The sequence below is a fragment of the Bacteroides sp. Marseille-P3684 genome, from assembly GCF_900291465.1.
Taxonomy (GTDB): domain Bacteria; phylum Bacteroidota; class Bacteroidia; order Bacteroidales; family Bacteroidaceae; genus Phocaeicola_A.
Window position 1 is genome coordinate 806532 of sequence record NZ_LT985808.1, and the last position, 24141, is coordinate 830672.

20 protein-coding genes are annotated in these 24141 nt (G+C 61.3%); all 20 read left to right on the forward strand.

Translation table 11 applies throughout. The features are described from left to right. Positions 1-193 precede the first annotated feature (193 nt). The 20 genes from C8275_RS03125 to tyrS all read left to right on the forward strand — a co-directional run bounded on the left by C8275_RS03125 (position 194) and on the right by tyrS (position 24140). Positions 194-3451: a SusC/RagA family TonB-linked outer membrane protein gene (locus tag C8275_RS03125; RefSeq protein ID WP_369860887.1), complete on the forward strand. Its 3258-nt coding sequence runs from the start codon at positions 194-196 to the stop codon at positions 3449-3451. 19 nt (positions 3452-3470) lie between these two features. Next, positions 3471-5414: a RagB/SusD family nutrient uptake outer membrane protein gene (locus C8275_RS03130; RefSeq protein ID WP_106484065.1), complete on the forward strand. Its 1944-nt coding sequence runs from the start codon at positions 3471-3473 to the stop codon at positions 5412-5414. 18 nt (positions 5415-5432) lie between these two features. Beyond that, positions 5433-7283, forward strand: a complete 1851-nt coding sequence (locus C8275_RS03135) for a DUF5123 domain-containing protein (RefSeq protein WP_106484066.1) — start codon at positions 5433-5435, stop codon at positions 7281-7283. A gap of 32 nt (positions 7284-7315) precedes the next feature. Further along, positions 7316-8965, forward strand: a complete 1650-nt coding sequence (locus C8275_RS03140) for a pectinesterase family protein (RefSeq protein WP_157948151.1) — start codon at positions 7316-7318, stop codon at positions 8963-8965. Between the two features lie 10 nt (positions 8966-8975). Beyond that, positions 8976-10547 (forward strand): pectate lyase, encoded by a 1572-nt coding sequence (locus tag C8275_RS03145; RefSeq protein ID WP_106625705.1) that lies wholly within the window; start codon positions 8976-8978, stop codon positions 10545-10547. Between the two features lie 89 nt (positions 10548-10636). Then, entirely contained in the window at positions 10637-12085 is a 1449-nt protein-coding gene (locus tag C8275_RS03150; RefSeq protein ID WP_106625706.1) for a pectate lyase, read from the forward strand. A gap of 984 nt (positions 12086-13069) precedes the next feature. Beyond that, positions 13070-13942: an ABC transporter permease gene (locus tag C8275_RS03155; RefSeq protein WP_106484068.1), complete on the forward strand. Its 873-nt coding sequence runs from the start codon at positions 13070-13072 to the stop codon at positions 13940-13942. Between the two features lie 2 nt (positions 13943-13944). Continuing rightward, positions 13945-14193 (forward strand): DUF3098 domain-containing protein, encoded by a 249-nt coding sequence (locus C8275_RS03160; protein WP_106484069.1) that lies wholly within the window; start codon positions 13945-13947, stop codon positions 14191-14193. Next, positions 14190-15047, forward strand: a complete 858-nt coding sequence (locus C8275_RS03165; RefSeq protein ID WP_106484070.1) for an undecaprenyl-diphosphate phosphatase — start codon at positions 14190-14192, stop codon at positions 15045-15047. The genes C8275_RS03160 and C8275_RS03165 overlap by 4 nt, the downstream gene beginning before the upstream one ends. A gap of 9 nt (positions 15048-15056) precedes the next feature. Further along, on the forward strand, positions 15057-15764 hold the full coding sequence (gene truB, locus C8275_RS03170) for a tRNA pseudouridine(55) synthase TruB (RefSeq protein WP_106484071.1): 708 nt from the start codon (positions 15057-15059) through the stop codon (positions 15762-15764). A 42-nt stretch (positions 15765-15806) separates the two neighbouring features. Beyond that, on the forward strand, positions 15807-16859 hold the full coding sequence (queA, locus tag C8275_RS03175; protein WP_022385027.1) for a tRNA preQ1(34) S-adenosylmethionine ribosyltransferase-isomerase QueA: 1053 nt from the start codon (positions 15807-15809) through the stop codon (positions 16857-16859). 12 nt (positions 16860-16871) lie between these two features. After that, positions 16872-17357 (forward strand): 2-amino-4-hydroxy-6-hydroxymethyldihydropteridine diphosphokinase, encoded by a 486-nt coding sequence (folK, locus tag C8275_RS03180; RefSeq protein WP_106484072.1) that lies wholly within the window; start codon positions 16872-16874, stop codon positions 17355-17357. Between the two features lie 276 nt (positions 17358-17633). Beyond that, the gene (metK, locus tag C8275_RS03185; protein WP_106484073.1) at positions 17634-18926 is read left to right on the forward strand and encodes a methionine adenosyltransferase; all 1293 of its coding nucleotides are present in this window, start codon (positions 17634-17636) and stop codon (positions 18924-18926) included. Positions 18927-19025: 99 nt separating this feature from the next. Next, the gene (locus C8275_RS03190; protein WP_106484074.1) at positions 19026-19613 is read left to right on the forward strand and encodes a TIGR00730 family Rossman fold protein; all 588 of its coding nucleotides are present in this window, start codon (positions 19026-19028) and stop codon (positions 19611-19613) included. Next, the gene (locus C8275_RS03195; RefSeq protein WP_106484075.1) at positions 19610-20389 is read left to right on the forward strand and encodes a DUF4271 domain-containing protein; all 780 of its coding nucleotides are present in this window, start codon (positions 19610-19612) and stop codon (positions 20387-20389) included. Before C8275_RS03190 ends, C8275_RS03195 begins: the two co-directional genes overlap by 4 nt. Positions 20390-20404: 15 nt before the next feature. Further along, the gene (locus C8275_RS03200; RefSeq protein WP_106484076.1) at positions 20405-21148 is read left to right on the forward strand and encodes a uroporphyrinogen-III synthase; all 744 of its coding nucleotides are present in this window, start codon (positions 20405-20407) and stop codon (positions 21146-21148) included. Positions 21149-21255: 107 nt separating this feature from the next. Next, positions 21256-21669, forward strand: a complete 414-nt coding sequence (locus tag C8275_RS03205; protein ID WP_106484077.1) for a ribonuclease P protein component — start codon at positions 21256-21258, stop codon at positions 21667-21669. A 12-nt stretch (positions 21670-21681) separates the two neighbouring features. Next, positions 21682-21924 carry a membrane protein insertion efficiency factor YidD gene (gene yidD / locus C8275_RS03210; RefSeq protein WP_022385020.1) on the forward strand — a complete coding sequence of 81 codons (243 nt, stop codon included), beginning with the start codon at positions 21682-21684 and terminating at the stop codon, positions 21922-21924. A gap of 33 nt (positions 21925-21957) precedes the next feature. Continuing rightward, positions 21958-22719, forward strand: coding sequence for a TatD family hydrolase (locus C8275_RS03215; protein ID WP_106484078.1), 762 nt, complete (start codon positions 21958-21960; stop codon positions 22717-22719). Positions 22720-22847: 128 nt separating this feature from the next. Continuing rightward, the gene (gene tyrS, locus C8275_RS03220) at positions 22848-24140 is read left to right on the forward strand and encodes a tyrosine--tRNA ligase (RefSeq protein ID WP_106484079.1); all 1293 of its coding nucleotides are present in this window, start codon (positions 22848-22850) and stop codon (positions 24138-24140) included. The last annotated feature ends 1 nt before the right edge of the window (position 24141 follow it).

The window sequence follows — 24141 nt, forward strand, 5'->3', positions numbered from 1 at the left end:
GCTTGGTGGACTATCTGCTCAAAAGGGTGGACTATTTGTCCCGGGGCGTGGATTATTGACAAGTTTCCTGTGCGCGTGTGCGCTCAATCCCTTATTTTTGCGCCGTTTGCCTGATGAATCGTAATCTATCTAACATAACCTGGAACGGACGGTAGCAAAGAGCCGTTTCCATAACCTAAAACTTTTTATTCTTATGACTGACATGAAGATGATGGTCGGCCGCATGTCGGCTGTCCTGCTGGCTGGTACATGCAGCTTCACCGCCTTTGCTCAGGGACAAAGCCTCTCGGGCACGGTCAAGGACGCTTCGGGCGAACCGCTGATCGGCGTGAGCGTGAAGGTGAAGGATGGCAAGGCAGGCGCTGTGACCGACTTTGACGGCAACTTCAAGCTCACGGGCGTGAAACCGGGAGCAACCCTTGTCTTTTCCTACATCGGGTACCGCACGCGCGAGGTACGTGTGGAGAATGCCAAACAGCCGCTGAGCGTGACGCTGGAGGAAGATACCAAGACGCTCGACGAGGTCGTGGTCATCGGCTACGGCACGGTGCAGAAACGTGACCTCACCGGGTCCGTCTCGTCCGTGAAGGCGGAAGACCTCGCCAACGTCCCGGTGGCCAACGTCACCGAGGCACTGTCCGGCAAGCTCGCCGGCGTGAACATCACCACCACGGAAGGCTCGCCCGACGCCGACGTGAAGATACGCGTACGTGGCGGCGGCTCCCTCTCGCAGGACAACTCCCCCCTCTACATCGTCGACGGCTTCCCGGTGTCGAGCATCAGCGACATCGCTCCCTCGGAGATTGAGAGCATCGACGTGCTCAAGGATGCCTCGTCGACCGCCATCTACGGCGCACGTGGTGCCAACGGTGTCATCATTGTCACCACGAAGAGCGGACGCGAGGGAAAGACCCAGGTGGACTTTGGCGCATCTTACGGCTGGAAGAAGGTGACGAAGATGACCAAGGTGCTCAACCCCTATGACTACGCGTACTACCAGTGGGAGCAGGGCAACCAGACGTACGGCAACTTCGAGGACCTCGAAATCTGGCGTTCGGTCCCCGGAACGGACTACCAGGACGAAATCTTCGGACGCACGGGCAACCAGCTCCAGTATAACCTGAACGTCAGCGGCGGCAACAAGGACCTGACCTACAACGTCAGCTACTCGCACAGCGACGAGAACAGCATCATGCTCGCCTCCGGATACCGCAAGGACAACGTCAACGCCAAGCTGAAGTCCGAGCTGAACAAGTGGCTCTCGCTCGACTTCAACGCCCGCCTGAGCTACAGCGTGCTCGACGGACTGAGCGGCGGTGCCGACACCAACGAGAGCAACGCCGCCACCTCCATCGTCTTCAACGCCGCACGCTTCGCACCCGTCCGGCAGCTCAGCGAGGACACGGACAACACCGAGGATGCCGTCAGCACACGGCGCAGTCCGCTCGAACGCCTCCTGGCGACCTGGAAGAAGCGCCGCCGCCTGCAACAGAACTATAACGTAGGGCTGAACTGGAAGCCGTTCAAGGGCTTCACCTTCCGCTCCGAGTTCGGCTACCGCTGGGACTACGACGACACCGAGCAGGCATGGGGCTCCGACGCCACCGCCAACTCACGCTGGCCCGGCATGGGACAGCCGCAGCACTCCTACAACCACGACACCGGCCGCACCTGGCGCAACGCCAACACCCTGACGTACGACAACAGGAAGCTCTTCGGCGGCAGGGACCGCATCAACGTCCTCCTCGGTCATGAGGTCAACAGCAGCGCGGGCAAGGACAAGGAGATCGTCTCCGTGAACTACCCCGTGTCGATGACCATCGACGAGGTCCTCGCCAACACCGGACTGGGCACGCCCTACCTGAACAACACCACCATCGACGCCGACGACAACCTCCTCTCGTTCTTCGGACGTGTCAACTATACGCTGGCGGACAACTACCTCTTCACCGTGGCAGTGCGTGCCGACGGGTCGAGCAAGTTCGCCGACGGCAACCGCTGGGGCGTCTTCCCCTCTGCCGCCTTTGCCTGGCGACTCTCCGACGAGAAGTTCATGGCAGGCACGAAGGGCTGGCTCTCGAACCTGAAGCTGCGCCTGAGCTACGGAACCGCCGGCAACAACCGCATCAAGTCCGGCCTCATCTACACCACTTATTCGGCAGCCGGCAGCGCGAACAAGTTCCCCTACTTCGGCGAGACGCAGGGCAACATGATCGAGCTCGGGCGGAACCTCTACAACCCCTCCCTGAAGTGGGAGACCACCATCACCCGCAACGTCGGTGTCGACTGGGGCTTCTGGAACAACCGGCTCAGCGGCTCGCTCGACTTCTACTGGAACACCACCCGTGACCTGCTGATGCAGGCGGAGATTCCCTCCAACACCGGCTACAACTACCAGTACCAGAACATGGGCCAGACCTCGAACAAGGGCGTCGAGCTGACGTTGAACGCCGTCATTCTCGACACGAAGCAGGCGACGCTGAACTTCACCGCCAACGTGGCGTACAACCGCAACCGCATCGACAAGCTCGCGTCCGATAACCCCTGGTCGCAGAACTACTCGTGGTCCGGCTCGAACATCGAGAAGTATGAGAACTTCCCCGTCGAGGAAGGCGGACGCGTGGGCGAGGTCTGGGGCTACCGCACGAACGGCTTCTTCACCGCCTATGACCCCGTGACGAACCCCACCGGCGAGCTCATCATGAACGGCACGGGCTGGGTGCTCAAGGATGGCGTACGGGACAACAGCGCCTCCATCACCGGCGGCGCCCTCTATCCGGGCGGACTCAAGCTCGTGACCGACACCGACGGCAACCCCGTGAAGCAGCGGCTGGGCAACACCGTCGCACCGTGGACCGGCGGCTTCGGACTCAACGGCACACTGGGCAACTTCGACTTCAACGCCTTCTTCAACTACTCGCTCGGCGGGGACATCATCAACGGCACGAAGCTCATCACCTCCTTCTTCGCAGGCACCTCGCCCAACTACAACCTGAACGACGACTTCGCCCTGGGCAAGCGTTACACCTGGATCGACCCGGCGAACGGCATGAACCTGGCGCGTCCCAACTCGCAGGTGCTGGACACCTACGGCGGCGAGCGCGGCATCATCAACCGCCTCAACGAGCTGAACGCCGGAGCCTCGACGTGGAGCCCCGTCGCCGTGACCCGGATGCAGCTCATCGACTACGCCGTCGAGGATGCCTCCTTCCTGCGCCTGAACAACCTCACCGTGGGATACACCCTGCCCAAGGCATGGGTCAAGAAGGCCTTCCTGCAGAACGTGCGCCTCTACTTCACCGGCTACAACCTCTTCTGCTGGACCGGCTACAGCGGCGCGGACCCCGAGGTGGACACCAGCAGCCGCAAGAACCCGCTGAACCCCGGCATCGACTACGCCGCCTACCCGAAGAGCCGCTCCTACGTGGGAGGCATCAACATCTCATTCTAACCGCAAACGTATACGACTTATGAAACATATCACCAAGATTCTTTGTCTGGCTGCCGGGTTGCTGGGCGCCACGTCGTGCTCCGACTTCCTGGACCAGACTTCGCCGTCGGAGATGACCGGACAGAACGTCTTCGGCTCGGCGTACTACACCGGGCTTGCCATCAACAAGCTCTACGGCGCCATGGCGCAGGATGACACCTACTCGCAGGCAATCCCCATCGTCTGGAGCACCAACACCGACTGCGAGCTCATCGACGGACTGGGCGACAATGCCACGGCAAGCAACGAGCGTGGCGTGATGAACTACAACTCCTTCGCCGGCTGGAACCGCATCGCGCGGCTCTGGGACGCCATGTACGGCATCATCGAGAACGCCAACCTCGCCATCGAGGGCATCGACAAGAGCCCCTTGCTCCATGCTGGGGGCGCCGACGCCACTGCCATGCGCCGTTACAAGGGCGAGGCACTGACGATACGCGCCATGGTCTACTTCGACCTCGTGCGCTTCTTCGGCGACATCCCCCTCAAGCTCGAATCCTCCAAGCCCGACCTCTCCAACGCCTACCTGGGCAAGACCGACCGCGACGTCATCCTCGACACGCTGATGAACGACCTCGACGAGGCCATCGAGCTGCTGCCCTGGGCAGGCACGAACAGTACCTACACGACCGAGCGCGTCACCCGGGGCTATGCCCACGCCCTGCTGGCACAGATTGCCCTGACACGCGCCGGATGGGTCATCCGCGAACAGGCGAAGGAGGGCTATGAGACGGCAGCCTACACCGACCCCGTCTACCCGACGCAACGCCCCGGGGCAGCCGCACGCAAGGCGCTCTACGAACGGGCGCTGGCACACCTCTCCGCGGTCATCCAGGACCCCACGCACAACCTCAACCCCTCCTTCGAGAACGAGTGGTACCTGCTCAACCAGCTGAAGCTCGACGAGACCTGGCGCGAGAACCTCTTTGAGGTGCCCTTCGGCGAGGCTACCGGTGAGCTGGGCTACACCATCGGCGTCCGCACCAACAAGACGACCGACTTCGGAGGCAACTCTTCGGGCAAGCAGAAGATGACCTCCACGCTCTTCTGGTCCTACCAGCCGGGAGACACGCGCCGCGACATCACCTGTTGCCCGTGGGACCTCCGGCAGGAGAGCAACGGCGCAGTGGAGACCATGATGGGCAACAAGCCTTTTGAACTCTACTGCGGCAAGTGGGACGTCCGCAAGATGAACTCCGCCATCACCGACCGTGCCCTCCGTTCGGCAGCCGCCGGCTACTCCAAGTGGATGACCGGCATCAACTGCGTGCGCATGCGCTATCCCCAGGTGCTGCTGATGTACGCCGAGACGCTCAACGAGTTGTCGGGCAGTCCCGTGGGTTCCTATCCCGGGGATGCAGGCATGACCGCCAAGGAGGCGTTGCGCGAGGTGCACCTGCGTGCGTTCACTGACGCCGAGGCAAAGGCGGAGGCGGACCGCTACATCGACCGCGTGTCGGCAGACAAGCAGACGTTCTTCAACGCGATTGTCGACGAGAACGCCTGGGAGCTGGCTGGCGAAGGCTTCCGCAAGTACGACCTCATCCGCTGGAACCTCCTGGCGGAGAAGATACTCCAGTTCAAGCAGGACTACCTGCGCGAGATGAACGACGAGACCGCCGGCTATCCCGCGAAGCTCTACTTCAACTACACTGACGGCACGAAGAAACGCATCGACTTCAGCACCGTCACGTGGCACGGCCTCCCCGAGGGAAAGACCAAGGAGGACTACGACAAGGAGGTGAGCTTCTGGGGCAGCGAGCGTACCGCCACGAAAAAGCAGCAGCTGGAGACCAACCTCCCGTCCATCTCCTCCGGTCTGGTGGGCGACGGCGTCAAGGTGAAGAACCGCTACCTGATGCCCATTGCCTCGACGACCCTCTCCGCATCGGGCGGCAAACTACAGAACTCATACGGTTTCTAACCCATCAAGCAGAACGTCATGAAACAGAAACAACTCATCCACATACTGGGCACGGGGACCTTCGGGTTCCTGCTTGCCACCGGCATCGCCTCCTGCAGCGATGTCAACGACTGGTCGACAGACCCGTCCTTCGACCGCCTCTTCGGCACACGGCAGGCGTCGCTCTCCGTTGAGCCCGAAGCCCTCTCCGCCACCGTGGAGTGGGAGGCTACGCCGAAGACACAGTCCTACCTCATCGAAGTCAGTACCGACTCGCTCTACGACGACCGCGCCATGGGCGAAGGCGGAAGCCTGCTCTACGGCACCGACGGCTCCATCACCCGTTCGCCCTACGTCCTCACCGGACTGAAGGGCGAGACGACCTACTATCTCCGCATCAAGTCAGTGAGCGACGGCAAGGAGTCCCGCTGGGTCTACCCGGAGAAGTTCAAGTTCACCACCGATGCCGAACAGATATTCCACAAGGTCGCCGACGAAGACGTGACGGACGAGTCCGTCCGCCTCACCTGGGATGCCGCGATGGAGGCGACACGCATCGAGTACGTCCGTGACGAAGAGGAACCTGCCGTCCGCGAGCTGACCGCCGAGGAACGCGCCGCCGGCGAGGTGCTCATCGACGGGCTCGACCCGAAGGTGACCTACACCTTCATGATTTACAACGGCGACACCCGGCGCGGCACCCTTGAGGTGCAGACGAAGGCTGCCGTCATGGCGGACTCGGAGGTGACCGTCGACGCCGCTGCCCGGAGGGTGACCTTCACCTGGGGCGAGAACATCGGCAGACTGACGGGCTACGTCCTCCTCGAGGGTGACGTCTATCCCGCCGACCAGCCGCAGACCGCCCTGACCGACGCACAGGTACAGGCACGCCAACTGACCCTCACGGGGCTGAAGGGCAGCACCACCTACACCGTGGCGGTGATGCGCGGACGCACCGTCCGTGCCCTCCAGACCTTCAAGACGTGGGCGGACATCCCTGCCGACTACACGAAGGTGAACGTCGGCAACGCCGACGAGTGGGACGCTGCCCTGGCGAGCCACAGCGGCAAGGTAGCCGTGGTCCTGACGGGCGATGTCGACCTGACCGCCAGCGGCACGGCGAAGATTCCAGCCTCCATCACCTCCCTGCTCGTGTGGGGCGGCGACGTGGTGACGGCTCAGAAGGCACACACCTTCCGCACCAAGGGACTGAGCTTCCTGGGCAACATGGACGCGGTGGAGTTCTACAACCTCAACCTCTTCGCCAACGGCAGCACGAACAACTACCTCTTTGACTTCAACGGCTCGAAGGCGGACGTCAACACCGTCAGCCTGACGTCCTGCGTCCTCGACGAGGCACGCGGCGTGTTCCGACTGCGCAGCAACAGCACCGGTACCCTCCGCAACATCGTGGCGGAAGACTGTCTGATAAGGAACATCGGCAGCTACGGCTTCGTGTCGCAGGAAGGCTCGGGCCTCACGCTCGGCACGGTGACCCTGAAGAAGTGTACCTACGTGCCCCACAGCTCGGGCAAGTGCCTCCTGCAGAACAAGGGCGGCAACGTTGTCGGCGTGGTCATCGACCAGTGCACCTTCTACGGCTTCACCTACGCCTTCCTCGACAACAACAAGGCAGGCTTCACGCTCGACATCAGCCGCACGCTCATGGGTGGCTTCACCGGAAGCAAGTTCTTCCAGAACATCGCCACGGCGACGGTGAACTCCTGCAAGGACTTCTACGTGTCGGCCGACTGCCCCTTCGAGACGTCCATCGGCGAGATGAAGCTGGAGCTGAAGGATGCCGACCTCTTCGCCAACCCCGGCGCAGGCGACTTCCGTGTGAAACCGACGGAATATGCCGCCTTCGGCGACCCGCGGTGGGAGAAGTAATGAAACTCATTAACCGAACAATTCATTCATCCATGAACCAAATCATAACCATCGGAAAGAACCTTGCCGTGGTGCTGCTCTGCGTGCTGGCGCTGGCGTGCAAGGACGACAAGGCGGTGGACGGCACGGCACTCACCCTGCTGTCATACACACCGCACGAAGATGACAACATCCCCACGGAGGGCGTCATCGAACTGACCTTCTCGAAGCCCGTCCGTCAGGCTCCGAACACGGACATCACCCTCAACGGCACGCCGGTGCGCGTCATCATCACCGACAACGTGGTGCGCGCACACTACAGCCTGCCGCTGGCTGACCACATCCGCCTGCTCATCCCCGAGGGCGCACTGACCGACATGGACGGAGCGCAGGCATTCAGCGGACTGGACCTGAACCTCCCCGTACGCGTGGAGGCGCACCCCTTTGACGCCATCGTCGACGCCAACGGGCACGGCGACTATACCAGCGTGCAGGCAGCCATCGACCAGGCTCCCGCGAACGCCACGCAGCCCTACCTCATCTTCGTGGCGGACGGGGCGTACAACGAGTGCATCACCATCCCGGCGAACAAGCCCTACATACACCTCATCGGGCAGTCGCGCGAGGGCACACGCATCCAGTTCCTCCTGAACCGCGTGCAGTGGAAGGACCCTGCCACGCCGAAGCCCGAGGGATGGGAGTACTCGGCATACAACCCCGACTACCAGGCAACGACCGGACTGACCTCTGCCAACGAAGCCGTCTGCCTCGTGCTGGCGAGCGACTTCCATGCCGAGAACCTCTCGTTCGTCAACCTCTACGGCGCACGTGCCGACGTCTACGGCGGACGCGCAGCCAACGGACAGGCGGACGCACTCATGACACGCGCCGACCGCATCTCGCTCTACAACTGCCGCATGGTCTCCTATCAGGACACCTGGTGGGTGCGCAACAACCAGAGCGACAAGTGGAGGGGACTGAACAACCGTAACTACGCCGACAGCTGCTGGATTGAGGGAAAGACCGACTACCTCTACGGCAACGGCAACCTGCTGGTGGAACGGAGCACCTTCTTCAACGTCGGCACGAGCGGCAACGTGATGACCGCCGGAGCCCACTTCCCCGGCACGGCGTGGGGACACATCATGCGCGGATGCACCGTCGACGGACTGCCCTCGGCGAACGGGACGACCTTCTTCGGACGCCCCTGGCAGCAGGAGCCCGTCGCCGTGTGGATTGACACCCGCTGCAAGGTCTCCCTGGACCCTACCGGCTGGATGGACATGGGCGCCCTGCCCAAGGTCTACGGCGAGTACGGTACGACCGATGCCGAAGGAAACCCGGTTGACACCAGCCGGCGCAAGACGACCTTTGCCGTCGGTGGCAAGCAAGTGCCCTACCCGGGCAACATCGTCCTCGATGCAGCCGACGTCGCCAAGTACACCTACGACGCCATCATCACCGCCGACGACGGATGGGACCCCCGTTCGTACTATACCGACAAGCATCTGCCTGCCCCCGCACACGTCGCCCTCGACGGGACGACCCTCACCTGGGACGGGCTGAACCGGGCGGTGTGTTACCTCGTCTTCCGCGACGGCGTCCTGCTGGGACAGACCACGGAGACGACCTACACCGTGCCCTCGGCCGACGGCACCTACACCGTCCGTGCAGCCAACAAGTATGGAAACCTGAGCGACTGAAGCCATGAGCATGAACCGACTGATACTGACACTCCTGTGCGGCGCCCTCCTTGCGGGGGGCACCGCCTGCTCGGGCGACGACCCCCAGCCGTCCGATAAGCCCCAACCGGAGACCCCCGGCGGCACCGACACGCCGGACACCCCCGGACTGCCCACCTACCCGAAGCCCGACCGCTCGCAGATAGCCGCCTTCCCCGGCGCACACGGGGCGGGCCGCTACGTCAAGGGCGGGGCGGAAGGGAAGGTCTACGTCGTCACCTCGCTCAAGGACGACAACTCCGTGGGGACGCTCCGCCACGCCATCGCGCAGAGCGGACCGCGCACCATCGTCTTCGCCGTCAGCGGCACCATCGACCTCACGAGCGAACTGGTGATACGCAACGGCGACCTGACCATTGCCGGACAGACCGCCCCGGGCGACGGCATCTGCCTGCGCTACCACCCCGTGATGCTTGCCGCCGACAACGTCATCATCCGCTTCCTGCGCTTCCGCATGGGGGCGGACAGGCTGCAAGGGACCGAGGCGGACGGCGCCGACGCCATCTGGGGCAAGGGACACCGGGACATCCTCATCGACCACTGCTCCATGAGCTGGAGCACCGACGAGTGTGCCTCCTTCTACGACAACCGCAACTTCACCATGCAGTGGTGCATCCTCGCCGAGAGCCTCGCCCGTTCGCTCCATGACAAGGGGGCGCACGGCTACGGCGGCATCTGGGGAGGTGCGCCTGCCACCTTCCACCACAACCTGCTGGCACACCACAGCAGCCGCACCCCGCGCCTGAACGGCAGCCGCACGCTGGGCAACCCCGGCGAGGAGAAGGCGGACCTGCGCAACAACGTGTTCTACAACTGGGGACCGACCAACGGCGGCTATGCCGGAGAAGGCGGAAGTTTTAATTTCGTGAACAACTACTACAAGCCGGGACCCTCCACCGCCACGAAGAAGGGCATCGTGAACCGCATCTTCTCGCCCAACGGCGACGACGGCAAGCAGAAGAACCCGCGCGGCGTGTGGGGCACGTTCCACCTGTCAGGGAATTTCTTCGACGACTCCTGTCCGTCCCTCCCTTCCGCCTGGAAGCCACTGCTCGAGGCTGTCAATAAAAATAACCGCGAAGGCTTGCAGCCGAACACGGGGAATGGTGTACCTTTGCCGTCGGGAGGCGTGGACGCCCTGCTGGCAGCCAAGGAGTTTGCCGTTTCAACCGACGCTGCCGCCTTCACCCAGTCCGCCGCGGACGCCTACGAGTCGGTGCTCCGCCTGGCAGGTGCCTCGCTGAAGCGTGACGCCGTGGATGCCCGCATCGTGGAGAACGTCCGTCGGGGCGACTTCACCGCTCCGGGCAGCAACGGCAGCAACTACGGCATCATCGACAACGAGCAGGATGTGGGCGGTTGGCCCGCCTATGCCGGAACGACGCTGAAGGACACCGACGGCGACGGCATGCCGGATGCCTGGGAACGGGCGCACGGGCTCGACCCCGACCGGGACGACAGCGCCGCCTACAATCTGAGCAAGGAGTACACCAACCTGGAGGTTTACTACAACGGACTGGTGGAGAACCTCTACGGCAATTGACAATTGATGATTGACAATTGACAATTGACAATGGGCAATTGAAAAACAGAAAGACTATGCGACTACGAACCATGAGTATGACTGTCCTGATGCTGGCAGGAGCCTTTGCGCTGCTGCCCGTGCAGGCACAGCAACAAGCGAATTATCCGACGCCGGACCGTTCCACGGTGCCCGCCTTCCCGGGAGCCGACGGGGCCGGCAAGTATGTCACCGGTGGGGCAGGAGGAGCCGTCTACACCGTCACCTCGCTCAAGGACGACGGGTCGGAGGGCACCCTGCGCTGGGCAGTCCGCAAGAAGGGACCGCGCACCATCGTCTTTGCCGTCAGCGGAATCATCGAACTGACGGAACCGCTGAAGATTAACAACGGCGACCTCACCATCGCCGGACAGACCGCCCCCGGCGACGGCATCTGCCTGAAGAACTACACGCTGGGCATCTCCGCGGACAACGTCATCATCCGCTTCATCCGCTCGCGCATGGGGGCGGACATCCGCCAGAAGGGCGACGATGCCATGAACGGTTTCCACGGGCACCGCGGCATCCTCATCGACCACTGCTCCATGAGCTGGAGCACCGACGAGTGTGCCACGTTCTACAACAACAGCAACCTCACCCTCCAGTGGTGCCTCATCAGCGAGAGCCTCGTGCACTCCATCCACGAGAAGGGGGCGCACGGCTACGGTGGCATCTGGGGAGGCTCGCCTGCCACGTTCCACCACAACCTGCTGGCGCACCACACCAACCGCACCCCGCGCCTCTGTGGCAGCCGCTTCAACGGGAAGCCCGAGGAGGAGCGCGTGGAGCTGTTCAACAACGTGATTTACAACTTCGGCAGCGACGGCGCGTATGCCGGCGAGGGAGGCTCCTACAACTTCCTGAACAACTACTACAAGCCGGGACCCTACACCGCCACCAAGTCGTCCTACAAGCGTTTCTTCACCGCCTACGCGGACGACGGCAAGAACGAGAACGTCAAGGGCACGCACGGCGTGTTCTACCTGGCAGGCAACTACATGGACCCGACCTGCCCCGCACTCGACGAGAAGAAGCGTAAGGCCATCATGCGGCTCAACAAGGACAACGCCGCCGGCTTCGTCATCAAGAACGACTTCGCCCCTGCCTCCGAGGTGCTGGCGTCGCAGCCCTTCACCATTGCCGAACACACCACCCTGCAGCCGGCATGGGATGCCTACGAGTCCGTGCTCCGTCATGCCGGCGCTTCGCTCCACCGTGACAAGCAGGACACGCGCATCGTCGGGGAGGTCCGCGCCGGGACGTACACCTACGAGGGTTCTCACGGCAGTACGCTGGGCATGATCGACCAGCCCTCCGACGTGGGTGGCTGGGAGACCTACCGTCAGACGGACGCACCCCTGGACACCGACGGCGACGGCATGCCCGACGACTGGGAAAGGGCACATGGGCTGAACCCGTCCGATGCCACGGACGGCGCGACGTACCGTCTCTCTCCTTCGTACACGAACCTGGAGGTCTACCTCAACGGGTTGGTGGAGGGAACGTTCCCGTCCAATTGACAACGTTTCAATTGACAATTGACAATGGACAATTGACAATTGCCATGCGGCGTGAGGCGTGGGGCGTGTCAGGCGAGACCACAAGGCGATAATTGTCAATTGTCCATTGTCCATTGTCAATTGAATATGTTGGACCGGGCGACCAGACCGGTCGCCCCTACATTCCTTGAAATGTTTTGTTGATGGGGATTGACGGTTGTGTCAATTTGTCAAATTGTCAAACGAATCGCCCGAGAAGGGGCTTCCTTGCACCAAAATACGGATTGGTGGCCGGGAAGGCCCTTTTCGGGCGGTTTGCGTTTTTCATGTTGTCGGTATTTTTGCTTTTTCTCTTTCTTTCTGTGTTCTTTTATTCCGCCTGTGTTCCCTTCCGTCGGTCTTTTCACACGGACGGGTGCAAAATCACACGTCGGGATTTGTGCCCTTTCGGTCTCTAAAAAATGGGGAAAGGGGACTGTTTTCGTACGGACGCGTCGGTACGACGGTGCGGACACGTCGGTACGACGGTAGTCGTTCGTCCGTACGAAGCCAGTCACAGGTGCTTTCGACCGTGGAAAGGAGGGCGGCGGATGCTTTTTCTGCGTTAGAAAGGGTATAGTTGTGTGAATAATCGTTTCTTTTGGTGCGTTCCGACGGACGTTTCTTAAAATATTTAACGCGCGTTTTTCTAATTGGGACGATTTTGCGAAAATGCGCGTTAGCCGAAACTGCCGAATCAGGAAATTGTGATGTTAAAATCGGGAGAATAATGTCATTGTGACAAACGGGGAAAAATCAATTGTCAATTGTCCATTGTCCATTGTCAATTGATGTTTGTTGGACCGGGCGACCAGACCGGTCGCCCCTACATCGCCGCCTTGTGGGTTCATGAACATGCTGCAGGGGTCCTTGTTCCTTGCAATTGGGTTAAATCCTCTTAACGCAGCGTGACCGTGTGGCAATTAATTTGTTACTTTGCACCAATTTAGCTAAAGAGTCGCTTTTATGTCCACGAAACACCGGGTACGCCTTTTCGACATGCAGTTCATCACCGCCTGCATCAGTACGGCCATGGTACTGATACTGTTGGGGTTGATGCTGTTTCTCGTGTTGTCGGCACACCGGCTGTCCGTGTACGTACGCGAGAACCTGAACTTCACCGTCCTGCTGAACAACGACGCACCCGAGTCCGCCATCCTTGCCCTGCAGAAGCGGCTGGACAGTGAGGCGTTCGTCAAGGCGTCCGCCTACATCTCCAAGGAGGAGGCGCTGAAGGAGGAGGTGGAGACCATGGGCAGCGACCCCGTGGAGTTCCTCGGTTACAACCCCTTCAGTCCGTCCATCGAGCTGAAGCTGCATGCCGCCTATGCCAATGCCGACAGCGTGGCGTGGATCAAGGAGCGCATCCTTGCCGACAAGCTGGTGACGGACATCGACTACAGGCAGGGGCTCATGGACTCCGTGAACCGGAACATCAGCAAGCTCAGCATCGGGCTGCTCGCCGTGGCCGCCCTGCTGACGCTCATCTCGTTCGCACTCATCAACAACACCGTCCGCCTGACCATTTACTCCAAGCGCTTCCTCATCCACACCATGAAGCTCGTGGGGGCGGGGTGGGGCTTCATCCGACGGCCCTTCCTGCGGCGCAACTTCTGGGTCGGGCTGTCGTCGGGCGTTCTGGCGGACGCCGTGCTGGTGGCTGCCGCCTACACCCTGGTGAGCTATGAGCCGGGGCTGCTCGCCGTCATCACCACCGACATCCTGCTGTGGGTGATGCTGTCGACGCTCCTCTTTGGCGTGCTCATCACCTGCATGTGCGCCTATATTTCGATAAACAAGTACCTCCGCCTGAGCGCAGGTGACCTATATTATATGTAAACATGGATAGACAAACATTCGCTTTCGACAAGACAAACTTCATCCTCCTCCTCATCGGGATGGCGGTAGTAATCATCGGCTTTCTCCTCATGGCGGGACCGGGCTCCTCGGAGACCCAGTTCAACCCCGACATCTTCAGCGTACGCCGCATCCGGGTGGCTCCCATCGTGAGCTTCGTGGGGTTCGTGTTCATGATTTACGCCGTGGTGCGCCGTCCCAAACACACTGAAGACAACCGACCGGAAGCATGAACGACCTGACCCTCTTTGAAACCATCGTGATAGCCATCGTGGAGGGACTCACCGAGTTCCTTCCCGTCTCGTCCACGGGACACATGATTATTACCCAGGGCGTGCTGGGCGTGGAGAGTACGCCTTTTGTCAAGGCGTTCACCGTCATCATCCAGTTCGGCGCCATCCTCTCGGTGGTCTGCCTCTACTGGAAGCGGTTCTTCCGCCTGAACCCCAAGCCCGTGCCTGCGGGCAGTACGTCCCTGAGGCGGTTCCTCCACAAGTTCGACTTCTACTGGAAACTGCTGGTCGCCTTCATCCCCGCGGCCATCTTCGGCTTCCTCTTCAGCGACAAGATAGACGAGTTGCTGGAGAGCGTGACCGTGGTGGCGGTGATGCTCATCCTGGGCGGCATCTTCATGCTGTTCACCGACCGCATCTTCCGCGACGAGGCAGGACGGAAGACCGAGCTGACGGAGGCGAAGGCGTTCCGCATCGGACTTTTCCAGTGCATCGCGATGATACCCGGAGTGTCGCGCTCCATGGCGACCATCGTCGGGGGCATGGCGCAGAAGCTCTCGCGCAAGGATGCCGCCGAGTTCTCCTTCTTCCTCGCCGTGCCGACCATGTTTGCCGCGACCGCCTACAAGATGCTGAAGCTCTTCCTCGACGAAGGGGGCGCTGACGTGCTGCGTGAGAACCTGACCGCCCTGCTGGTCGGCAACGCCGTCGCGTTCGTCGTCGCCCTCGTCGCCATCAAGTTCTTCATCGCCTTCGTGACCAAGTACGGCTTCAAGGCCTTCGGCTGGTACCGCATCATCGTGGGCGCACTGATTCTCATCCTGCTGCTCACGGGCCATTCGCTCACCCTTTAAACCCTGCCTATGAACTTCAAAGACGGAGCCATCATCTGTGTCAACAAGCCCTACGGGTGGACCTCGTTCGGCGTAGTGAACAAGGTACGCTACTTCGTGTGCCGCAAACAGGGCGTGAAGAAGCTCAAGGTGGGCCATGCCGGCACGCTCGACCCGCTCGCCACCGGTGTGATGATACTCTGCACCGGACGGGCGACGAAGCGCATCGAGGAGTTCCAGGCGCACACCAAGGAGTACGTGGCTATCCTCCGCCTGGGGGCGACCACCCCGTCGTTCGACCTGGAAAAGGAAATCGACGCCACCTATCCCACCGACCACATCACCCGCGAGCTGGTGGAGGAGACCCTCCGGCAGTTCGTGGGCAGCATCGAGCAGGTGCCCCCTGCCTTCTCCGCCTGCAAGGTCGACGGCAAGCGCGCCTACGACCTCGCCCGCAAGGGCCGTGAGGTGGAGCTGAAGCCCAAGACGCTGGTCATCGACGAGATAGAGCTGCTCGCCTGCGAGCTGCCCGACATCCGCATCCGGGTGGTGTGCAGCAAGGGGACCTACATCCGTGCACTGGCACGCGACATCGGCATTGCCCTGCACAGCGGTGCACACCTCACGGCGCTGGAGCGCACCCGGGTCGGCGACGTCCGCCTGGAGGACTGCCTCGCGCTCGACCAGGTCGAGGCGTGGGTGGACGCGCAGGAGCTCACCCCGTCGGTGAACGACTGACGTCCCCCTGAACAAAGAAATAACAATAACATCGAAGATATTATGAAACTGTCGCAATTTAAATTCAAGCTGCCGGAAGAGAAAATCGCTCTGCACCCGGCGAAACATCGTGATGAATCGCGCCTGATGGTCGTCCACAAGAAGTCGGGAGAGATCGAGCATCGCATGTTTAAGGACATCCTGGACTATTTCGATGATAAGGACGTATTTATCTTCAACGACACGAAAGTCTTCCCCGCCCGCCTCTACGGCAACAAGGAGAAGACCGGCGCACGCATCGAGGTCTTCCTGCTGCGCGAGCTCAACGAGGAGCTGCGTCTGTGGGATGTGCTGGTCGACCCCGCCCGCAAGATACGCATCGGCAACAAGCTCTACTTTGGCGAAGACGACTCCATGGTGGCGGAGGTCATCGACAACACCACGTCGCGCGGACGCACCCTGCGCTTCCTTTACGACGGGCCGCACGACGAGTTCAAGAAGGCGCTCTATGCCCTGGGAGAACCCCCCTTGCCCTCGTTCATCAACCGGCCCGTGGAGCCGGAGGACGAAGAGAACTTCCAGACCATCTTCGCACGCAACGAGGGTGCCGTGACCGCACCTACCGCCGGACTGCATTTCAGCCGGGAGCTGATGAAGCGCATGGAAATCAAGGGCATCGACTTCGCCTTCATCACCCTCCACGCCGGACTGGGCAACTTCCGCGACATCGACGTCGAGGACCTCACCAAGCACAAGATGGACTCCGAGCAGATGTTCGTCGAGGCGGACGCCGTGCAGCGGGTCAACGCCGCCAAGGACGGAGGCCATAACGTCTGCGCCGTGGGCACGACCGTCATGCGCGCCATCGAGACCGCCGTGGGCACGGACGGCCACCTGAAGGAGTACGAGGGATGGACGAACAAGTTCATCTTCCCGCCCTACGAGTTCTCTGTTGCCAACAGCATGGTGTCGAACTTCCACATGCCTTACTCCACGCTGCTGATGCTCGTGTCGGCGTATGGCGGATACGACCTCATCATGCACGCCTACGACGTTGCCCTGCAGGAGGACTACCGCTTCGGTACCTACGGCGACGCCATGTTGATTCTCGACTGACGACACGAGCCTATGACGACGGTTTACTTGGGCCTGGGCACGAACCTGGGCGACCGGGAGCTGAACCTGCGCCGGGCGACGGACGAGATAGAACGACGGATAGGGAAGGTGACTTCCCTTTCGTCATTTTATGAGACCGCCCCGTGGGGCTTCCGCTCCGAACATGCTTTCCTCAACGCCGCCCTGGCTGTGCAGACCGACCTGACACCCGGGGAAGTGCTCGTCCGCACGCAGGCCATCGAGCGCGAGCTGGGCAGACGCAGCAAGAGTGTCGGCGGGGTCTATTCCGACCGCCCCATCGACATCGACATCCTGCTCTACGGCGACCGGCTCCTGACGACTGACACCCTGACGCTGCCGCACCCCGGCATCGCCGAACGCCTGTTCGTCCTCCGTCCGCTGGCAGAGATTGCCGGCGAGGTGACACACCCCGTGCTGGGAGTCACCATCGGCGAACTGCTGCGCCGGGCAGAGGCGGCGACCGATCCCCTGCGGTAGGGGACGTCCCTAAAAAGAATTTAAAAAGAGAGGAACACCTGCACGCCGTTCGGCGGGAAATGCCTACCTTTGCGCCCGACAAAACAATGTGGAAAGATTTGGGCAGCTTGCAACCACAGAAAAAAATGCTAAAGAAACCGCCTCCCGGCAGGCGGCGTGCGTAGTTCCCTTCCCAACTCCTCTTTCCCCATTCTTTTGTGACCGTGTATGTGGTACTGCCGTACGGCAGGGGCCGCACCGTGAATGAATGAACCAACTAACCTTTAAACGAAAGAAATGGGATATCTGTTTACATCCGAATCGGTGTCTGAAGGACACCCCGACAAAGTGGCGGACCAAATCTCCGACGCTGTGCTTGACAAACTATTGGCTTATGACCCTGGTTCGAAAGTAGCTTGCGAAACTCTGGTAACCACCGGACAGGTGGTGCTGGCGGGTGAAATCAAGACAAAGGCGTACGTTGACATGCAACGCATCGCCCGTGAAGTAATCAACCGTATCGGCTATACGAAAGGCGAATACATGTTCGACGGCAATTCCTGCGGAGTGCTCTCCGCCATCCACGAGCAAAGCCCCGACATTAACCGGGGCGTGGAGCGTCAGGACCCCATGGAGCAGGGAGCCGGTGACCAGGGCATGATGTTCGGCTATGCCACCAACGAGACCGAGAACTACATGCCCCTCTCGCTCGACCTGGCGCACAAGATACTGATGGTCCTCGCCGACATCCGGCGCGAGGGGAAGGAGATGACCTACCTGCGCCCCGACGCCAAGAGTCAGGTGACCATCGAATACGACGACGACAACCGCCCCGTCCGCATCGACACCATCGTGGTGTCGACCCAGCACGACGACTTCATCCGTCCCGCGGACGACTCCCCCGAGGCGCAGCTCCGGGCTGACGAGGAGATGCTCGCACAGATACGCCGCGACGTCATCGGCATCCTCATGCCCCGCGTCATCGCCGGCATCCACAACGAGAGCGTGCTCGCCCTCTTCAACGACCACATCACTTACCACGTGAACCCCACCGGCAAGTTCGTCATCGGCGGACCTCATGGCGACACGGGACTGACCGGCCGCAAAATCATCGTCGACACCTACGGCGGCAAGGGCGCACACGGCGGAGGCGCCTTCTCCGGCAAGGACCCCAGCAAGGTGGACCGCAGCGCAGCCTATGCCGCACGGCACATCGCCAAGAACCTCGTGGCTGCCGGCGTCGCCGACGAAATCCTCGTCCAGGTGTCCTACGCCATCGGTGTGGCACGCCCCATCAACATCTACGTGAACACCTACGGACGCAGCCACGTGAACCTGACTGACGGGGAGATTGCCCGCAAGATTGACGCCCTCTTCGACCTCCGTCCGAAGGCCATCGAGGAACGCCTCAAGCTCCGCAACCCCATCTACTCGGAGACGGCTGCCTACGGACACATGGGACGCGAACCCCAGGTGGTGACGAAGCACTTCGACTCCCGCTACGAAGGGAACAAGGACATCACCGTGGAGCTCTTCACCTGGGAGAAGCTCGACTACGTGGACCGCGTGAAGGAGGCCTTCGGACTCTGACACACCCGTACTCATACCGGCGCGGACGGCACGGAGGCACACAGCCGCCGGAGCCGTCCGCGTCCGGACATTCATGCTAACGACAAACCCCACAGACTCATGAACACCCTACGCCGCGTATGCGTCTACTGCGCATCCAGCACACAGATTGACCCCGCCTATGCCGAGTGCGCCGCCGAACTGGGCAGGCTGCTCGCCCGCCGGCACATCCGGCTCGTGAACGGTGCCGGCTCGATGGGGCTGATGGCCGCCTGTGCCGATGCCGCCCTGGAGGCGGGAGGCGAGGTGACCGGAGTCATCCCCCGCTTCATGGTCGAGCAGGGCTGGTGCCACAAGGGACTGACGGAACTCATCGAGACGGCGGACATGCACGAGCGCAAGGAGGTCATGGCACGACTCTCCGACGGCACCGTTGCCCTGCCCGGAGGCGTCGGCACCCTCGAGGAGCTGCTCGAAATCATCACCTGGAAGCAGCTGGGACTCTATGACAAGCCCGTCGTCATCCTCAACACCCACGGCTACTTCGACCCCCTGCTGGCGATGTTCCGCCGTGCCGTCGACGAACGCTTCATGCGCCCCCAGCACGCCGGACTCTGGACCGTGGCGTCCACCCCCGCCGAAGCCGTCGAACAGCTGCTCGTCACCCCTCTCTGGGACAAGAACCTCCGTAAATTCGCTGCCCTATGACCCCCCGATGCCCCGTTGACAGCCTTCAGGTACACTACTGCCAGCCGCAGGACTCGCTCCTGGCGACGATGGTCCAGCGGACGGAGATTCCGGGCCGACCCGGTGTGCCCTTGCCCTACCAGCTGCGCACCGACGACGGCATCACCTCGGTCATCCTGCTGTGCATGTGCATGCTCGCCTACGTCCTGTCGCGCGGCAGGCACTTCCTGTGGCAGCAGGTCAAGGACTTCTTCTCCACCCGCGAGCGTTCCAGCCTCTTTGCCGAGGAGACGAACACCGACGTCCGTTACCGCGTCCTGCTCCTGCTCCACACCGGGATGGTCTTCGGACTGCTCGTGTTCGAGTACCTCAGCGGACGCCTGCCCACGGCGCTGCATGCCCACCCCATCCGGTGGCTCGGGCTCTACATCGTCGCCTGCCTGGCATACTACCTGCTGAAGTGCGCGCTCTACAGCTTCGCCAATTGGACTTTTTTTGACAAACAGAAGTCCCGCCGGTGGCTGGACTCCTATTCCCTGGTCTTTGTCGGCGAAGGGCTGCTGCTTTTCCCGCTGTTGCTGTTCGTGGTCTACTTTGACCTGGGTGCGGAGAAGAAGGTGCTTTTTATCGCTTTTGTACTTGTTTTGGGCAAAATCTTGCTGTTTTGTAAGTGCGCAGGCATCTTTTTTGGAAAATACTACCGTGCTTTCTATTTAATTGTGTACTTTTGCGCCTTAGAAATTCTGCCTAGTTTCCTGCTTGGCCGAACATTAATCACCATTAGTAGTTTGCTATAATAAAAGATTCATACTTTGGAAATAAAAAAGATACTAGTATCGCAGCCGAAACCCAGCTCCGATAAGTCGCCATATTACGATATTGCGAGCAAGTATGGGGTAGAGATAGTCTTCCGCCCGTTCATCAAAGTTGAGAGCGTTTCTGCTAAAGAGTTCAGACAGCAGAAGGTGTCCATCCTGGACCACACTGCCGTAGTGTTCACCTCCCGCCACGCCATTGACCACTTCTTCCACCTGTGCGGCGAGTTGCGTGTCACCATCCCGGAGACCATGAAGTATTTCTGCGTCACCGAATCGGTCGCCCTCTACATCCAGAAATACGTGCAGTACCGCAAGCGCAAGGTGTTCTTCGGCGCCACGGGCAAAATCGAGGACCTGCTGCCCTCGATGATCAAGCACAAAGGTGAGAAATACCTCGTCCCCATGTCCGACGTCCACACCGACGAGACGAAGACCCTCCTCGACAAGGCGAAGCTCCAGCACACCGAGACCGTCATGTACCGCACCGTGAGCAACGATTTCACCCCGGAGGAAAAGTTCGACTACGACATGCTCATCTTCTTCACTCCCGCCGGAGTGGCTGCGCTGAAAAAGAACTTCCCCGACTTCCAGCAGGGCGACATCGCCATCGGCTGCTTCGGACCGGCGACGGCGAAGGCGGCACGCGATGCCGGACTGCGGCTCGACGTCGAGGCTCCCACAGCCGAAGCGCCGTCCATGACCGGAGCACTGGAACTCTTCCTGAAAGGACTTAAATAAGAATATCCGCGGTCCGCGGCAAATAACGGACCACTGACAGTGGCTTTATACCGGAGAAAGTGTAACTTTGCGGTCTGAAGCCACTGTCTTTTTTACGCTGTCACGCTATGGAACCTACACAACCGACCCCACATCCCCGTACGTTCGGCAAGGCTGAACGCCTCTGCCGCCAGCTGCTCATCGACCGTCTGTTCGCCGGTGGGAGCAAGTCGCTGGTGTCGTTCCCCCTGCGGCTGGTGTACCTGCCGGTGGAGGAGGCGGACGTCCGTGTGCCGGTCTCGATACTGGTCAGCGTACCGAAGAAGCGTTTCCGTCGCGCAGTGAAGCGCAACCGGGTGAAGCGTCAGGTGCGCGAGGCATACCGCCGGAACAAGCACATCCTGCTGGACACCGTCACGCGCCGGCAGCTCCATCTCGTGATGGGCTTCATCTGGCTGGGCAATGAGCTTTGTCCCACGGAGGAGGTCGAACGCCGCGTGGTCAACCTGCTCCAGCGCCTGTCCGAACGTCTGGACGCCTGAAACCGTCTGCCTATGTGGAAAGTACTGCATCTGATAAACCGCCTGCTGACCCAGTTGCTCCTGCTCCCCATCTACTTCTACCGCAACTGCATCTCTCCCCTGACACCCCCGACGTGCCGTTTCACCCCGACGTGCTCGCAGTATGCCATCGAGGCCATCCGCAAGCACGGCCCGTTCAAGGGACTCTACCTTGCCGTCCGCCGTCTGCTCCGCTGCCATCCCTGGGGCGGCTCGGGCTATGACCCCGTGCCCTGAACATTCGTCCGCTGAACCCCTTACACCCGACTGATGAATCCGCACCTCCCTTCCGACTCTCCCTTGCCGTCCGCCCTTTCTCACACGGACGACCTGCCGACGGGCACGGAACGCCCTTCCGCTGAAGCAGCCGTGCCGACGGACATCCACACCCACCGCCTGCCGGAACAGCCGGGGAGCGCGGTCGTCACCGTGGACCCCACGACGGAAGGCGGATTGCCGGAGCACCAACGCTGCTCGGTGGGCATACACCCCTGGCACACCGACGGGGACTGGGAGCGGACGGGCATGCCCCGGGTCGAACGGCTTGCCGGGGAGGACCGCGTGGTCGCCATCGGGGAGTGCGGACTCGACAAGGTGTGGCTCAAGCGACTGCCTGCCGGGGAACGCGACGGGGCCTTCCGCCGGCAGACGGAAGCCTTCGAGGCGCACATCCGCCTGAGCGAGGCGACGGGGAAGCCACTCATCATCCACTGCGTGAGGGCGTACAACGAGCTGGTCCTTCTCCACCGGAAGCACCGTCCCCGGCAGACGTGGGTCGTGCACGGCTTCCGTGGAAACCGCAGCGTGGCACGGCAGTTGCTCGACGAGGGGCTGTCACTCTCCTTCGGCGAACATTTCCAGGCGGAAGCCCTGCTTGCCACCCCCGACGGACGCCTGTTCGTGGAGACCGACGAGAGCCCGAAGCCGCTGGCGGACATCCTCGCCGCCGTCGCTACGGTACGTGGGATGGACCCCGAAGCCCTCGTCCGTGTGCTCGAAAACAACTACCGGAGGCTGCACGCCCCACGCTGAACGTGGAAATCTGCACGCCCCGGAGCAAAGAGTGCGTCTTTTTGTTGGTCCTTTAGATAAAGAGTCGTACATTTGCCCTCAACGTTACAAACTTTAACAGATAAACGAACACACTAAAGTATCATTCGATGAATTTTGTAGAAGAACTAAGATGGCGCGGGATGTTGCACACCATGATGCCCGGCACGGAAGAACTGCTCGAAAAGGAACAAGTGACTGCCTACCTCGGTATTGACCCGACGGCAGACTCGCTCCACATCGGTCACCTGTGCGGCGTGATGATGCTCCGCCACCTGCAGCGTTGCGGACACAAGCCGCTGGCGCTCGTGGGCGGTGCCACAGGCATGATCGGCGACCCTTCGGGCAAGTCGGCAGAACGTAACCTGCTCGATGAGGACACCTTGCGTCACAACCAGGAATGCATCAAGAAGCAGCTCGCCAAGTTCCTCGACTTCGAGTCGGACGCGCCGAACCGCGCCGAGCTGGTCAACAACTACGACTGGATGAAAGACTTCACCTTCCTCGACTTCGCACGCGAGGTGGGCAAACGCATCACCGTGAACTACATGATGGCGAAGGACTCCGTGCAGAAACGTCTCAACGGCGAGGCGCGCGACGGGCTCTCGTTCACCGAGTTCACCTATCAGCTGATTCAAGGCTACGACTTCCTATACCTGAACACCCACAAGAACTGCAAGCTCCAGATGGGCGGTTCCGACCAGTGGGGCAACATGACCACGGGTACGGAGCTGATACGCCGCACCACGGGCGGTGAGGCATACGCACTGACCTGTCCCCTCATCACGAAGGCGGACGGAGGCAAGTTCGGCAAGACGGAGTCGGGCAACATCTGGCTCGACCCGCGCTACACGTCGCCCTACAAGTTCTACCAGTTCTGGCTGAACGTGAGCGACGAGGACGCTGCCCGCTACATCAAGATATTCACCTCGCTGAGCCGCGAGGAAATCGACGCACTGACGGCAGAGCATGCCGCCGCTCCCCACCTGCGGGTGCTGCAGAAGCGCCTGGCGAAGGAAGTGACGGTGATGGTCCACTCGGAGGCCGACTACGAGGCTGCGGTGGAGGCATCGGGCATCCTCTTCGGCAACGCGACGTCGGAGGCGCTGCACCGGCTGGACGAGTCGACACTGCTCGCCGTGTTCGAGGGTGTGCCGCAGTTCAAGGTGTCGCGCGACCTGCTCGCCGGCGGCGTGAAGGCAGTCGATCTCTTTGCCGAGCACTCGGGCGTCTTCGCCTCCAAGGGCGAGATGCGCAAGCTCGTACAGGGCGGAGGCGTGTCCTTGAACAAGGAGAAGTTGACGGAGTTTGACCGCGAAGTGACCACCCAAGACCTGGTGGCAGACAAGTACCTCATCGTACAGCGCGGGAAGAAGAACTACTTCCTCCTGATTGTGGAATAAT

Excerpts from the sequence above, each read along its gene's own strand:
- C8275_RS03125 (WP_369860887.1), top strand. The coding sequence starts at position 194 with ATGACTGACATGAAGATGATGGTCGGCCGCATGTCGGCTGTCCTGCTG.
- C8275_RS03130 (WP_106484065.1), top strand. The coding sequence starts at position 3,471 with ATGAAACATATCACCAAGATTCTTTGTCTGGCTGCCGGGTTGCTGGGC.
- C8275_RS03135 (WP_106484066.1), top strand. The coding sequence starts at position 5,433 with ATGAAACAGAAACAACTCATCCACATACTGGGCACGGGGACCTTCGGG.
- C8275_RS03140 (WP_157948151.1), top strand. The coding sequence starts at position 7,316 with ATGAACCAAATCATAACCATCGGAAAGAACCTTGCCGTGGTGCTGCTC.
- C8275_RS03145 (WP_106625705.1), top strand. The coding sequence starts at position 8,976 with ATGAACCGACTGATACTGACACTCCTGTGCGGCGCCCTCCTTGCGGGG.
- C8275_RS03150 (WP_106625706.1), top strand. The coding sequence starts at position 10,637 with ATGCTGGCAGGAGCCTTTGCGCTGCTGCCCGTGCAGGCACAGCAACAA.
- C8275_RS03155 (WP_106484068.1), top strand. The coding sequence starts at position 13,070 with ATGTCCACGAAACACCGGGTACGCCTTTTCGACATGCAGTTCATCACC.
- C8275_RS03160 (WP_106484069.1), top strand. The coding sequence starts at position 13,945 with ATGGATAGACAAACATTCGCTTTCGACAAGACAAACTTCATCCTCCTC.
- C8275_RS03165 (WP_106484070.1), top strand. The coding sequence starts at position 14,190 with ATGAACGACCTGACCCTCTTTGAAACCATCGTGATAGCCATCGTGGAG.
- truB (WP_106484071.1), top strand. The coding sequence starts at position 15,057 with ATGAACTTCAAAGACGGAGCCATCATCTGTGTCAACAAGCCCTACGGG.
- queA (WP_022385027.1), top strand. The coding sequence starts at position 15,807 with ATGAAACTGTCGCAATTTAAATTCAAGCTGCCGGAAGAGAAAATCGCT.
- folK (WP_106484072.1), top strand. The coding sequence starts at position 16,872 with ATGACGACGGTTTACTTGGGCCTGGGCACGAACCTGGGCGACCGGGAG.
- metK (WP_106484073.1), top strand. The coding sequence starts at position 17,634 with ATGGGATATCTGTTTACATCCGAATCGGTGTCTGAAGGACACCCCGAC.
- C8275_RS03190 (WP_106484074.1), top strand. The coding sequence starts at position 19,026 with ATGAACACCCTACGCCGCGTATGCGTCTACTGCGCATCCAGCACACAG.
- C8275_RS03195 (WP_106484075.1), top strand. The coding sequence starts at position 19,610 with ATGACCCCCCGATGCCCCGTTGACAGCCTTCAGGTACACTACTGCCAG.
- C8275_RS03205 (WP_106484077.1), top strand. The coding sequence starts at position 21,256 with ATGGAACCTACACAACCGACCCCACATCCCCGTACGTTCGGCAAGGCT.
- yidD (WP_022385020.1), top strand. The coding sequence starts at position 21,682 with ATGTGGAAAGTACTGCATCTGATAAACCGCCTGCTGACCCAGTTGCTC.
- C8275_RS03215 (WP_106484078.1), top strand. The coding sequence starts at position 21,958 with ATGAATCCGCACCTCCCTTCCGACTCTCCCTTGCCGTCCGCCCTTTCT.
- tyrS (WP_106484079.1), top strand. The coding sequence starts at position 22,848 with ATGAATTTTGTAGAAGAACTAAGATGGCGCGGGATGTTGCACACCATG.